At 42.3% G+C, this 12,775-nt stretch carries 15 protein-coding genes; 13 read left to right on the top strand and 2 right to left on the bottom strand.

Annotation, left to right across the window (positions count from 1 at the left end):
- The first annotated feature begins 213 nt into the window (after positions 1-213).
- Together QNH29_RS29370 and QNH29_RS29365 are read left to right on the top strand one after the other, a co-directional pair.
- Positions 214-660, top strand: coding sequence for a GNAT family N-acetyltransferase (locus QNH29_RS29370; RefSeq protein ID WP_283862760.1), 447 nt, complete (start codon positions 214-216; stop codon positions 658-660).
- Positions 661-834: 174 nt separating this feature from the next.
- Complete coding sequence (locus QNH29_RS29365; protein WP_283862759.1) at positions 835-1,878, top strand: L-threonylcarbamoyladenylate synthase; 1,044 nt, start codon at positions 835-837, stop codon at positions 1,876-1,878.
- A 12-nt stretch (positions 1,879-1,890) separates the two neighbouring features.
- On the opposite strand, the gene QNH29_RS29360 is transcribed toward QNH29_RS29365, so the two are convergent.
- Positions 1,891-2,493, bottom strand: coding sequence for a class D sortase (locus QNH29_RS29360; RefSeq protein WP_283862758.1), 603 nt, complete (start codon positions 2,491-2,493; stop codon positions 1,891-1,893).
- On the bottom strand, positions 2,493-3,452 hold the full coding sequence (locus tag QNH29_RS29355) for a processed acidic surface protein (protein WP_283862757.1): 960 nt from the start codon (positions 3,450-3,452) through the stop codon (positions 2,493-2,495). Before QNH29_RS29355 ends, QNH29_RS29360 begins: the two co-directional genes overlap by 1 nt.
- A 217-nt stretch (positions 3,453-3,669) precedes the next feature.
- Between QNH29_RS29355 and QNH29_RS29350 the strand changes: the two genes are divergently transcribed.
- The 11 genes from QNH29_RS29350 (at position 3,670) to atpE (ending at position 12,775) form a co-directional block, all read left to right on the top strand.
- Positions 3,670-4,227: a manganese efflux pump MntP gene (locus QNH29_RS29350; protein WP_283862756.1), complete on the top strand. Its 558-nt coding sequence runs from the start codon at positions 3,670-3,672 to the stop codon at positions 4,225-4,227.
- 86 nt (positions 4,228-4,313) lie between these two features.
- The gene (locus QNH29_RS29345; RefSeq protein ID WP_283862755.1) at positions 4,314-4,760 is read left to right on the top strand and encodes a low molecular weight protein arginine phosphatase; all 447 of its coding nucleotides are present in this window, start codon (positions 4,314-4,316) and stop codon (positions 4,758-4,760) included.
- Positions 4,761-4,877: 117 nt separating this feature from the next.
- Positions 4,878-5,318 carry a ribose 5-phosphate isomerase B gene (rpiB, locus tag QNH29_RS29340; RefSeq protein WP_283865780.1) on the top strand — a complete coding sequence of 147 codons (441 nt, stop codon included), beginning with the start codon at positions 4,878-4,880 and terminating at the stop codon, positions 5,316-5,318.
- A 9-nt stretch (positions 5,319-5,327) separates the two neighbouring features.
- Positions 5,328-5,894 carry a TIGR01440 family protein gene (locus QNH29_RS29335; RefSeq protein WP_283862754.1) on the top strand — a complete coding sequence of 189 codons (567 nt, stop codon included), beginning with the start codon at positions 5,328-5,330 and terminating at the stop codon, positions 5,892-5,894.
- A 197-nt stretch (positions 5,895-6,091) separates the two neighbouring features.
- Positions 6,092-7,333, top strand: coding sequence for a serine hydroxymethyltransferase (glyA, locus tag QNH29_RS29330; protein WP_283862753.1), 1,242 nt, complete (start codon positions 6,092-6,094; stop codon positions 7,331-7,333).
- Between the two features lie 113 nt (positions 7,334-7,446).
- Positions 7,447-8,076 (top strand): uracil phosphoribosyltransferase, encoded by a 630-nt coding sequence (upp, locus tag QNH29_RS29325; RefSeq protein ID WP_283862752.1) that lies wholly within the window; start codon positions 7,447-7,449, stop codon positions 8,074-8,076.
- Between the two features lie 559 nt (positions 8,077-8,635).
- On the top strand, positions 8,636-10,822 hold the full coding sequence (locus QNH29_RS29320) for a S8 family serine peptidase (RefSeq protein ID WP_283862751.1): 2,187 nt from the start codon (positions 8,636-8,638) through the stop codon (positions 10,820-10,822).
- A 327-nt stretch (positions 10,823-11,149) separates the two neighbouring features.
- Positions 11,150-11,371 carry an AtpZ/AtpI family protein gene (locus tag QNH29_RS29315; RefSeq protein ID WP_283862750.1) on the top strand — a complete coding sequence of 74 codons (222 nt, stop codon included), beginning with the start codon at positions 11,150-11,152 and terminating at the stop codon, positions 11,369-11,371.
- 7 nt (positions 11,372-11,378) lie between these two features.
- Positions 11,379-11,753, top strand: a complete 375-nt coding sequence (locus QNH29_RS29310; RefSeq protein ID WP_283862749.1) for an ATP synthase subunit I — start codon at positions 11,379-11,381, stop codon at positions 11,751-11,753.
- A gap of 23 nt (positions 11,754-11,776) precedes the next feature.
- The gene (gene atpB, locus QNH29_RS29305; protein WP_283862748.1) at positions 11,777-12,487 is read left to right on the top strand and encodes a F0F1 ATP synthase subunit A; all 711 of its coding nucleotides are present in this window, start codon (positions 11,777-11,779) and stop codon (positions 12,485-12,487) included.
- 75 nt (positions 12,488-12,562) lie between these two features.
- On the top strand, positions 12,563-12,775 hold the full coding sequence (gene atpE / locus QNH29_RS29300; RefSeq protein WP_283862747.1) for a F0F1 ATP synthase subunit C: 213 nt from the start codon (positions 12,563-12,565) through the stop codon (positions 12,773-12,775).

Here is a 12,775-nt window from a genome sequence, read left to right as displayed (position 1 = left end):
GGTTATCGCAGATATAATTGGATAAAAGCAGATATTACAGAATTAACGCGGATAAATTTGATTTATCGCAGATAAAATGAAATCTACGCAGTCTAATAAAAAGTAGTCAGCCAGTTCCGAAATCAGGGGCTGGCTATTTATTTTTTCTAAATCTAGTTCTAACTCTCTCAATTTTTCATAGTAATAGAGTATCAAATAAAAGAGGTGATCGGAATGCAAGCAGTGATTCGTGGCGCGAACAAAGAGGATTTGAACGGATTAAGAGAGTTTCTGACGAGGGCAAACCTTGGGTGTGATGGACTATCAGAGGAAACCGTAGAATTCTTTTTATTGCTAGAGGATGAGGATGGGTTGATTAAGGGTACACTTGGAATGGAAGTATTCACAGAGTGTGGATTATTGCGCTCACTGGTTGTTTCACCAGGACAAGCTGAAAAGGATATTGTTCTGTTGATCACTCAGATGATGCAAGTTGCGAAAACGAAAGGGTTAAAAAATTTGTTTTTGGCAACAAATAAAGGCGCAGCATTGCCGTTTTTTGAGCTTCTGGGATTTGAGAAGGTGGCGCGGGACCAATTACCTGCTGAAATGTATAACTTAGAGCATATTCGACATGTATTGAATGTGGATAACTCATTATTTTTGAAATTTTCGCTATAATTGTGGATTAATCCACAAAGTTATCCACTTTTTCAGAATAGTTATACACAAATTGTGGACAAAGGGTTGTGTTTATCCCCACCTTCTACTATACTTTCAAATGGAATATGAGGCAAAGAGCCTAAATTCGGCAAATTTCGATATCATTTGCGTAATTCATAAAGGTGGATAATTATGAACACAAAAGTTTGGAAAGTGGATAAGTATGTGGATAACCTTGAAAATAATCCACAAGTTGTGGATGCGGCACGATTTTTACAACAAAATGAAGTGGTGGCACTTCCTACGGAAACGGTTTATGGCTTGGGGGGAAATGCAGAAAGTGATGCAGCTGTGGAAAAGATTTTTGCTGCAAAAGGCAGACCGAGTGATAATCCACTGATTATCCACATTGCGGAGAAAAAGCAGCTCAATGCGTTTGTTATGGAAATTCCGGAAAAAGCAGAAATACTAATGGAAAGATTCTGGCCAGGACCGTTGACGCTTATTTTTAAAAAGAAAGACGGTGTTCTTTCAGATAAGGCGACCGCCGGCTTAGAGACGGTCGCTGTTAGAATGCCGGATCATCCTGTAGCATTGGCGCTTTTGAAAATATGTCAGCTGCCGATTGCAGCACCTAGTGCAAATAGCTCAGGGAAGCCAAGTCCGACAAATGCTCAGCATGTTATTGAGGATTTGAATGGAAAAATTGCCGGTGTACTAGATGGCGGATCTACGGGTGTTGGGGTAGAATCAACGGTATTGGATTGTACGGAGGAAGTTCCTGTTATTTTACGGCCGGGCGGCGTCACGAAGGAGCAGATAGCGGCTGTTATTGGTGAGGTTAAACTTGATTCTGCGCTGCTTGATGAAGCTGCAAAGCCGAAGGCGCCGGGAATGAAATATCAGCATTATGCGCCGAATGCCCCGCTCTATTTAGTGAATGGCAGTCAGTCATTCTTGCAAGATTTAATAGAAGAGAAGCAGCAGGAAGGGCTTCGTGTTGGGGTGCTGGCAACCGAGGAAAGTGTGGAATCCTATCAATGTGATGTTGCAATTGCTTGTGGAAGAAGGGCCGAGCTGGAAACAGTTGCGACTGCGCTTTATGAAACATTGCGGGCCTTTAATCTAGAAAAAGTGGATATCATTTTTAGTGAGATGTTCCCGAATACCGGTGTTGGACATGCGATCATGAATCGTCTGCAAAAAGCAGCTGGGAATAAAATTATACATCAATAAGCACCAGTTCCCTTAATGGGCCTGGTGCTTTTTTGGCTGCTGCTGTGATAGTAAGTCAGCGACAAGAATATACCGTTTTGGAGCGTTTCCGATGAAACCAAATGGATAACAAGTGGTCACGGTTAGTGTGCTTTTCGGTTTCGGTACTAGTACCGTCCGGTCATGTTGATCAACAATCCTGACTTTTCTTATTTTATATAGATATTCACCATCATCTGTTGTGACAATTAAATTATCGTTGATTCCTACATTTCCTAGTCCTCGAAAAACCGTATCCCGATGCCCTGATAATACGGAATTGTTCTTTTCACCAGGAAGTGCGCTGTGTGTAAAATGCCCAACTCCCTGTTTTAGTATCTCAGCATTCGTTCCTTCAAAGATGGGAAGCGACCGATTTAACTTTGGAATGGTTAGGACCCCGATTTTTTCACCTAGTACAGGTTTACCTTTGTCTATTTCCTCTGTTTGGATTGTTTCGACTGATACTTTAAAGTCACTGGGACGAATGTCTGGCTGCGAAGAAGCCGAAAATCCTTTATTCAGCCAGTATAGATTATAGCTCGTAATCGTAACACCAGCAAAGATCAGAACAACAGATATTATCTTTCTCCACATTATACATTCTCGATTTTCCTAGAGTAACGGTAAAAAGCAAGCCCTGCAAAGGTTAACAGTATACCTAGGATAATATTTAAAGAGAAAGGAGAAGCGGTATTTGGTAATTTGTGTTCATGTAATTCTTTGGTTAATTCACCGGCGATATCACCAACATCGATTAAATTTTCGCCAGTTTGCAAGATGAATTCTGATCCAAGCATTTCCTCTGAAACTTGAAAATCAGCCAGTAAATTTCCTTGCAAATCGGTAAGTTCAACTAGAAGACTGCGGCCATCTAACGTCTCTAGTTTCATCAACTCCGGAAAACTAATCGCTGTTTTCGCTTTATCCACTAAGAAAAAGTTTGCTTTCACGTGGAAGGCATTCAACATTTCAGCCCAAATAGTTAGTAATTGTTGCTGCTGGGCTTCTGTAAGCTGTGAGGGGTCTTCAATCTCCATAAATGGTTCAAGTTGAGCCATTATTCGTTCCATTTCTTGTTCTAAAACGAGTTCGTCAAGAGACATTAAATGAGTGAAGAGCTTATCAACCTCTTCTTCCAGTAAACCGATTTGAGCAAGGAATTGTTCCGACTCCAGCATTTCCTGATCGTGGTTGGAATAAAAGTCTACCGTTACATCTAAATCTTCAATAAAATGATAATCCTCAATACTTTCACCGAATTCCCCTAACAAAGCTTCGAGACCTTCTTTCGTTAGATCATACTTTTGAAGTAGATCATTGAGGTTTTCATCTGTGATTGGGGTACCGAGCATCCCTCTTAAATCTTCAATCGTTTCGAAATCTGCTACTGTTGTTTCATAGTAAGCTAAGTAATCTTGTAATTCCTCCATACTCCAGTTCATTTCAGCTAATAGCTGGTCAATTTCTTCCTGTTGCACTGCAGCTGAAACCATAGGGGGGGAAACTGTGAGCAAAAGTAAAATGGCAAGGATTGAATGCATAAGGATCTTCAAGGGTATTCCTCCTATAAAATAAGTTAAAAGCCTCACCTGATAAAAGTTGAATTTTCGCAACGAATAGCAGGGTCCAAAGATATTATTTTTCTGACTGGAAATTTTATTCCGTATAGGGAGGTTTATCCATAAATAATTTCTGTCCATTCTTCTGACTTCTAAAAGCATTTGGACGTGCATATGTTAAATCAGGGCAAGTCCGAGGGGGTTGAGTTAGGTGTATGGGTTGATTGGGGAACTGGTGACGCTTGTTTTAATGGCGTTTGCACTAGGAATGGATGCCTTTTCTGTTGGTTTGGGGATGGGCATGTTCAAGCTAAGGATGAGGCAAATTTTTAAAATTGGAATTACAATTGGGTTATTTCATGTATGGATGCCGCTTGTGGGCATGCTGGCAGGCAAATTTTTATCCGAAAAATTTGGAACCTTTGCATCGGTTATCGGTGGATTGCTGCTGATTGTGCTCGGAGTGCAAATGATTTGGTCAAGCCTCCGCAAGGGTGAGGAATCAGTGATGACGCCGGTCGGTTTTGGATTGTTAATCTTTGCAACAAGTGTGAGCCTTGATAGTTTTTCGCTTGGGCTTACGTTAGGGATATATGGAGCAAAAACGGTTTTGGTGATTATTTGCTTTGGGGTTGTGGCAACGCTATTAACTTGGGCTGGCTTGCTGCTTGGAAGAAAAGTTCAAGGCTGGATTGGCTCTTATAGCGAAGCACTTGGCGGAAGCATCCTGCTCGCATTTGGGATTAAATTACTTTATCCTTTTTTATAAAACCTTTCCTTATAACGGTGAAAGGTTTTTTCATTGCTGATGGAGAAATGATACTATATACATAAATAAAAAGGAGGGCATGCCGCATGAAGCGCATTTTATTTGTTTGTACGGGTAATACTTGCAGGAGCCCTATGGCTGAAGCGATTTTAAAAAGTAAAAAGATTGACGGTCTTGAAGTGAAGTCTGCGGGAATTTATGCAGCAACGGGAAGTGAGGCATCTGCTCATGCCAAAAAAGTCATGGATGATAATCGTATTGAACATAATCATTTATCCAATATGCTGACGTTCGAATCTGTTCATTGGGCAGATTTAATTTTAACAATGACGTTTTCTCACAAAAGTGCGATTCTTCAACAGTATCCTGAAACAACGGGTAAAGTTTTCACCTTAAAGGAGTTTACAGGTGAGGAATTTGATGTTGATGTAGTCGATCCATTTGGCGGCAACTTAGCCATCTATCAAGAAACGTATCGAGAACTGGACAAATTGATTGCGAAAGCAATCGAAAAAATACAAAGCTCCCAGTGATGGGGGCTTTATATTTTTTTACGGGTATGTCAATATTAAATCAGAAAAGCAGAAGGCGCCTGTTGATCGGCGGCTGGAGCTGGACAGTAATAGTAAGATAATAGGGAGGTTTTTATGATGAAAGTAGCATTAGCGTCAGATCATGGCGGGGTTAATATCCGCAGGGAAATCGCTAGTTTGATGGATGAGCTTGGCATTGAGTACCAAGATTTCGGCTGTGAGTGTGAAGGGTCTGTAGATTATCCGGATTATGCTTTGCCTGTCGCTGAAAAGGTTGCTAGCGGTGAGTTTGATAGAGGAATTTTAATTTGTGGTACAGGAATTGGGATGAGCATTGCTGCAAATAAGGTAAAGGGAATTCGCTGTGCGCTTGTTCACGATACATTTAGTGCAAAGGCAACACGCGCCCACAATGATACCAATATGCTTACGATGGGGGAACGTGTGATTGGCCCTGGCCTTGCCCGTGATATTGCAAAAATCTGGCTGACAGAGGAATTTGAAGGCGGCCGTCATGCCACTCGCGTTGGAAAAATCAGCGAATATGAAAATAAGTAGGATGAGACAATGATTCAACAGTGGGAAAAAGAACTTGAAACCATTCTTTTGGAATTTCGAAACCAGTCTTCCTTAAAGCCGGGGCAGCTGGTGGTTGTTGGCTGCAGTACGAGTGAGGTAGTTGGTGAGAAAATCGGAACAGCTGGTACAAGTGAAGTGGCTGAGATGATTTTCCGTCAGTTAAGTCAGTTTGCAGAGGAAACAGGTGCTGCGCTGGCGTTCCAATGCTGTGAGCACCTAAATCGGGCATTGGTGATTGAACGTTCGGAAGCTGTTAAACGCGGGTTGGAAGAAGTATCGGTTGTTCCTGTTAGAACCGCTGGCGGAGCGATGGCTACATATGCATTTGAAGCATTTTCGGATGGTGTTGTTGTTGAATTTTTAAAAGGTGATGCTGGAATTGATATTGGCCAAACCTTAATTGGCATGCACTTGAAACATGTTGCTGTACCAATAAGGGTAACGCAGAAAAAAGTAGGACACGCACCTGTAACGTTGGCGAAAACACGTCCGAAACTAATTGGCGGGGCCAGAGCGGTGTATGAAAAAACAGCGGGGAACGCTAGTTGTACTTGAGTAAAATCACGAACATTATCCGATTAATTTTATTTAACGTTCGTGTATAGGTTGTTTTCTTTATCATTTTAATAGTGTAAAATAAAAAAAACGGGGATTTTACGAATCCCCATTTCTCTTTTAGAGAGAAACGTGCTATTATATAGAAGGAATTTTCAAAAGATTAATTCAGGTTCATATATACAGGGGGGATTACCATGAAGCATTTGTCTAATCAGGACAAGCAGGTATTTGAAGCGATTCAACAGGAATTAGGACGCCAGCGCGGAAAAATCGAATTAATTGCCTCAGAAAACTTTGTAAGTGAAGCGGTAATGGAAGCACAGGGATCTGTGTTAACCAACAAATATGCAGAAGGCTATCCAGGCCGCCGTTATTATGGCGGTTGTGAATACGTGGATATTGTTGAAGACCTTGCTCGCAATCGTGCGAAAGAGATTTTTGGTGCTGAGTATGTAAACGTACAGCCGCATTCTGGCGCGCAGGCAAACATGGCCGTTTACTTTACGGTCCTTGAACAAGGCGACACAGTGCTTGGTATGAACCTTTCACATGGCGGTCACTTAACACACGGAAGCCCGGTAAACTTTAGTGGTGTTCAATATAACTTCGTAGAATATGGTGTAGATGAAACCACGCATCGCATTAATTATGATGATGTTTTAGCAAAAGCACGTGAGCACAAGCCAAAGATGATCGTTGCTGGAGCAAGTGCATATCCACGTGAGATCGATTTTGCAAAGTTCCGTGAAATCGCAGATGAAGTGGGCGCATACTTAATGGTTGATATGGCTCATATTGCCGGGTTAGTAGCAGCTGGACTTCATCAAAATCCAGTTCCTTACGCTGACTTTGTTACAACAACTACACATAAAACACTTCGCGGACCTCGCGGCGGAATGATCCTCACTAAGGAAGAATGGGGTAAGAAGATTGATAAATCAATCTTCCCAGGAATTCAAGGCGGTCCATTAATGCACGTAATCTCTGCAAAAGCGGTAGCGTTTGGAGAAGCTCTTCAAGACAGCTTTAAAGAGTATGCAGGACAGATTATTGCAAACGCACAGCGTTTAGCAGATGGTTTGCAAAAAGAAGGCATCAGACTTGTTTCTGGCGGTACAGACAACCACTTGCTGTTATTAGATATGCAGACACTTGGTTTAACTGGTAAAGTTGCTGAAAAGGTTCTTGATGAAGTTGGTATCACTGTTAACAAAAATACGATTCCATTTGACCCGCAAAGCCCATTTGTAACGAGCGGTATCCGTATTGGTACAGCTGCTGTTACGAGCCGCGGCTTTGGTTTAGAAGAAATGGATGAAATCGCGTCAATTATCGCGTTTACCTTAAAGAATCATGAAGACGAAGCAAAGCTGAAAGAGGCTGCTGCTCGTGTTGAAGCTTTAACAGGTAAATTCACACTTTATCCTGAATATTAAACAACTGTGAAATCGGCTCGAAATGGGTCGATTTCTTTTTGATTTTATTTGCTCTCTATATTATTTTTCTGTAAAATGAGACGGAGTTAAATTTTATTAAAGGGGCGATCATTGTGGCAAAGGTATACGTCTTCGACCATCCACTTATTCAGCATAAACTTACATACATTCGTGATAAAAATACAGGAACAAAAGAGTTTCGTGAGTTGGTAGACGAAGTCGCAACACTCATGGCATTTGAAATCACAAGAGATATGTCGCTTGAAGATATTGAAATTGAAACGCCAGTCTGCCCGGCGAAATCAAAGGTATTGTCTGGTAAGAAAATCGGGATCGTACCGATTTTGCGTGCGGGGATTGGTATGGTTGATGGGATCTTGAAATTAATTCCGGCTGCAAAGGTTGGCCATGTCGGGTTATACCGTGACCCAGAAACATTAATGCCTGTGGAATACTACATCAAGCTGCCAAGTGACGTGGAAGAGCGTGAATTCATCGTCGTTGACCCAATGCTCGCAACAGGCGGTTCAGCAAATGTAGCAATCGATAGCTTGAAAAAGCGCGGCGCTAAGCATATTAAATTTATGTGTTTAATTGCGGCACCTGAGGGCGTGGACGCTGTTAAGGCTGCACACCCGGATGTGGATATCTACATTGCGGCGTTAGATGAGAAGTTGAATGATCATGGATATATCGTACCTGGATTAGGGGACGCTGGGGATAGATTGTTTGGGACGAAATAAGATATTTAGAGCTGAGCAGATAATTTTTCTGCTCAGTTTTTTTGTTTTTGTATTTAAATAGGGGGTCTTGAGGACAAAACGCATGGAAGAGGAAGAGAGATTTGTCTTCAATAAGGGGTCTTGAGGACAAATTGCAAGGAAGGGTAAGAGAGATTTGTCCTTAATAGGAGGTCTTGAGGACAAATCGCAAGGAAGAGGAAGAGAGATTAGTCTTCAATAGGGGGTCTTGAGGACAAATCGCAAGGAAGGGTAAGAGAGATTAGTCTTCAATAGGGGGTCTTGAGGACAAATCGCAAGGAAGAGGAAGAGAGATTAGTCTTCAATAGGGGGTCTTGGGGACAAATCCCATGGAGAAGGAAGATAGATTTATCTTCAATAAGACATCGTGAGGACAAAACACAGGATTGAGAAGGGGGAATTTTCCCTCCACAAGGGGGATATTGAGCCGAACAAACCTACCACTCACCAGCAAAAATCGCAGCACCAAATACTATCTCCCAAAAAACTGCATACTTTCCCCGTTAAATGAAAACGATATGAAAAAAGGGGAATTTTTCACATGAAGAAATGGACACTTTTATTCGTAATTGTTTTCTCCCTCCAAACGACGACTTCTGCTCGTTCACTTGAGACACCTCCAATGCCAAGAGAACGGATTGCCATTGTGGTTCTTGATCAGCCGCAATCCCCGCAGGATATTCAACAGCTTATCAAACCCTTTAAAGACATCCAATTAAGGCGTGTTTTTCAAGAAGCGATTTATGGTTTCTCTGTCGAAGGAAACCCTGAATCAATAGAGAAACTTGCGCAAAACAGCAAGCAAATCATTAGCGTCTCACCAGTAAACCAATATAAAGCTCAAGCCGAGGAGAACGTTAAGATTATCGGCGGCGAAGAGATTCGAGGGCTCTTTGATAAAAAAAACCGCCGCTTGACGGGGAAAGGTATAACAGTCGGAGTAATTGATACGGGTGTCGATTACACCCATCCTGACCTGAAAAGAAATTACGCCGGCGGGCGTGATCTTGTTGATAATGACACTGACCCGATGGAAACAAAAACCTTAGGAAGAGCAACCGTTCATGGCACTCATGTTGCTGGGATTATCGCTGCGAACGGAAAATTAAAGGGTGTGGCACCGGATGCCAAAATTCTTGCGTATCGTGCCCTTGGACCAGGCGGCGGGGGGACGACCGAAAATGTCCTGTCAGCGATTGAGCAGGCAATTAAGGATAAAGTCGATATTATGAACCTCTCACTGGGAAATGATATCAACGGACCAGACTTGCCGATCAGCCTCGCATTGAACAGAGCTGTCGATAAGGGAATTGTCGCCATAGCAGCTTCGGGGAATTCTGGGCCGAATGTTTGGACGGTGGGATCACCTGGAACAGCCTCAAAGGCGATATCGGTTGGGGCTTCCACCCCAACGATCGAGGTTCCGTTTCTATTAATAGAAGGAATGCGGGAAAAATTACGGATTCAACCGCTGGAGGGGTCTGCGAATTGGGGCCTGGATCGTTCCTTTCCTATTGTAGATGGCGGTATTGGAACGAAAGCAGAGTTAAAAGAGGTTACGGGCAAAATCGTTCTCATTAAACGAGGAAAATTAACCTTCACGGAAAAAGCAAAAAATGCTCGTGAGGCGGGCGCTAAGGCAGTGATCATCTACAATAACTTAAGCGGCGGCTTTTTGGGAAATCTTGAAGAGGGGTTGGACATCCCGGTTGGTTCACTTTCAAAGAAAGATGGGGAACGTTTAAAAAGGAAAGCCAACTCATTAGCGAGAGTAGAGATCATCCAAGAGAAGGATTTGCTTGCTGACTTCAGTTCGAGGGGCCCGGTCACAGACACATGGGAGGTAAAGCCTGATATTGTAGCACCTGGTGTAGCGATTAACTCTACCATTCCAGGCGGCTATCTTACTCTGCAGGGTACGAGTATGGCGGCACCGCATGTTGCGGGGGCGTGTGCTCTTATTAAACAGGCACATCCAGAGTGGACACCGGAGCAAATTAAGGCAGCCTTAATGAATACAGCCAAGCCGTTGGTTAAAAACGGGAAACTGTACAGGACCTACGAGCAGGGAGCAGGGAGAATTCAGGTGAATGAAGCAGTGCAGGCTTCCTCACTTGTTAGTCCAAGTTCACTGCGGTTCGGAAAATTTGAGAGTCAAGGGGATAACCACAAGGCCTTTTTACATGTTGAGAACTTAAGTGATAAACCTGTGCGCTACACGTTCGACATACCGAAACAGGCGGACGGACTGAACTGGCGATTCCCGCTTGCCTTTACACTGCAGCCGGGTGCGTCTAAGGATGTCAAGGTTGAATTGGAAGTTAATCCAGCAGAACTGAAGGGGAAAATTCATGATGGTTTTCTTACCATCCATGCAGGGGCCAATCCGATTCAAATTCCTTATATCTATGTTCTTGAGGAACCGAATTACCCAAGAGTCATGGGGTTTGACTTTAAGGACGGCGATCAGCAGGGAACCTACAGATATGAGGTTTACCTGCCTGGCGGCGCCGAAGAATTTGGTATAGCTCTTTTTAATCCCGATGATTTCCGGTTTGTCGGCTTCTTAGACACCAATCAGAATGTGAAGAAAGGTTTGGTCAGCAAACTAATAACAGAAGAAAATCTTCCGCCAGATGGAGTTTATCTTGCTAAAGTCTTCGCCAAAAAGGCTGGAAAAGAAGACTTTATAGAAACGATGCTGGTAATCGGAGCGGTAGTTCGATAGTACAAATGGGAGTGGGACATACGGACCCACTCTTTGTCAAATATGTTCACAAAATAGACACAATTACGACACAAAAATAAGGGGTAATTACACTACAATTATAGTGTTAACTAAAACTTCCAAATGGAAGAAATTACGCATAATAGTTTGTGTATTAATTCACCTAAATCCATTGACATTGGAAAAAGGCTGAGGTATGCTAACAAAGGATGTAGAATGAGAGGGTTTTCATATAATTCGACAGAATTCTCAGGAATTCTACCTATCTGCCTTTTGTACATAAGCCTCGATTTTTGATGTATTCTCTTATAGTGAGGATGCGATAGTATGCGTAAGGAAAACCGCAATCCATTTAAAGCTTATGCCCTAATGTCAGCAATTTTGGCATCCCTGGTTGGATCTATTCTAATCGGTATTTTTGCAGGGAGATGGCTCGATAAACAATGGGGTACAGAGCCAATTTTCTTAATAATTGGACTGTTTATAGGTTTAGCGGCCGGTATTTACTCAATGCTCATTTCAATTCGCAAGTTCTATTCAGGAGATTAAACCAACCATGCCAGAATTTCAAACAATGTTTGCCCGACAGCGAAAGTGGATGTTTTTTTTATTGTCTTTTTATGTGCTTGGCTGGGGGTTCACTGCGCATCAATCAATCTTTCTGGGATTGATTCTTGGGACAAGTTTGAGCCTCTTTAATTTGTGGTTGATGGCTCGTAAAATCGACAAATTTGGACAAGCGGCAGCTGAAGGAAGAACGGTTCGTTCACTTGGATCATTTTCACGAATGGCAACCGGTGCTCTTGCGATTGTCATCACAATGAGATATCCCGAGCAATTTCATCTCATTAGTGTGGTTATAGGATTAATGACATCCTACATTGTCATTATGATAGATTTTTTTACGCAAAATTTATTTTTACATAAATAGCGGGGGAAGCGAGGTGAATACTGTTGCATCACGAAGCTCCAATAGTTACGTTTCTTGGGCTCCAATTTAATCTGGCGAACATTTTGATGATTACCATCGCAAGTGCAGTTGTCTTTTTGTTAGCCGTCCTATCTACTCGTAGACTGGCCATGAAACCGACCGGAATGCAAAATTTTATGGAATGGGTCATGGATTTTGTTAAAAACATAATTAACAGTACGATGGATTGGAAAGATGGCGGACGATTCCACATTTTTGGAATTACCATCATCATGTATATCTTTGTATCCAATATGCTTGGACTTCCATTCTCAGTCGTGGTGGACGGACAACTTTGGTGGAAATCACCAACAGCAGATCCGGCTGTTACGTTGACATTAGCCACATTGGTTGTGGGATTATCTCACTACTACGGTGTCAAGATGAAAGGCGCTGGAGCATATGGGAAGGAATTCTTTAAACCTTTCTGGTTTATGTTCCCAATCAAAATTATTGAAGAGTTTGCAAATACTCTGACTCTCGGTCTCCGTCTTTACGGAAACATTTATGCGGGGGAAATTTTATTAAGCTTACTCGCAGCTGGTTTAGCAACCGGTGTAGGCGGAACAATCGCCGCTGCACTGCCGATGTTAGTATGGCAAGGATTCTCAATCTTTGTCGGTGCCATCCAATCATTTATTTTCTGTATGTTAACAATGGTGTACTTAGCTCACAAAGTGAGCAGCGACCATTAGCATAAAAACCGTTCTTATCATAAGAACAAAAAATAAGAATTCATTTTTTTATACATTAAAGGAGGAAATATTCAAATGGGTCTTTTAGCAGCAGCAATCGCAATTGGTTTAGCAGCACTAGGTGCTGGTATTGGTAACGGTCTTATCGTTTCAAAAACAGTAGAAGGTATGGCTCGTCAGCCACAAGCTCGTGGTATGCTTCAAACTACAATGTTCATCGGGGTTGCGTTAGTTGAGGCGATTCCTATCATCGCGGTTGTTATCGCGTTCATGGTTCAAGGTCAATAA

This window comes from Neobacillus sp. DY30 (genome assembly GCF_030123065.1).
GTDB lineage: Bacteria > Bacillota > Bacilli > Bacillales > Cytobacillaceae > Neobacillus.
Note: the sequence above shows the minus strand (reverse complement) of the source record. Positions and strands in the feature narration are given on the sequence as shown.

Bases quoted from the DNA above. Each gene is read 5' to 3' on its own strand.
- QNH29_RS29360 (WP_283862758.1), bottom strand. From the start codon at position 2,493: ATGTGGAGAAAGATAATATCTGTTGTTCTGATCTTTGCTGGTGTTACG.
- QNH29_RS29335 (WP_283862754.1), top strand. From the start codon at position 5,328: ATGATTCAACAGTGGGAAAAAGAACTTGAAACCATTCTTTTGGAATTT.
- QNH29_RS29370 (WP_283862760.1), top strand. From the start codon at position 214: ATGCAAGCAGTGATTCGTGGCGCGAACAAAGAGGATTTGAACGGATTA.
- QNH29_RS29365 (WP_283862759.1), top strand. From the start codon at position 835: ATGAACACAAAAGTTTGGAAAGTGGATAAGTATGTGGATAACCTTGAA.
- QNH29_RS29315 (WP_283862750.1), top strand. From the start codon at position 11,150: ATGCGTAAGGAAAACCGCAATCCATTTAAAGCTTATGCCCTAATGTCA.
- QNH29_RS29310 (WP_283862749.1), top strand. From the start codon at position 11,379: ATGCCAGAATTTCAAACAATGTTTGCCCGACAGCGAAAGTGGATGTTT.
- atpE (WP_283862747.1), top strand. From the start codon at position 12,563: ATGGGTCTTTTAGCAGCAGCAATCGCAATTGGTTTAGCAGCACTAGGT.
- QNH29_RS29345 (WP_283862755.1), top strand. From the start codon at position 4,314: ATGAAGCGCATTTTATTTGTTTGTACGGGTAATACTTGCAGGAGCCCT.
- QNH29_RS29320 (WP_283862751.1), top strand. From the start codon at position 8,636: ATGAAGAAATGGACACTTTTATTCGTAATTGTTTTCTCCCTCCAAACG.
- rpiB (WP_283865780.1), top strand. From the start codon at position 4,878: ATGAAAGTAGCATTAGCGTCAGATCATGGCGGGGTTAATATCCGCAGG.
- glyA (WP_283862753.1), top strand. From the start codon at position 6,092: ATGAAGCATTTGTCTAATCAGGACAAGCAGGTATTTGAAGCGATTCAA.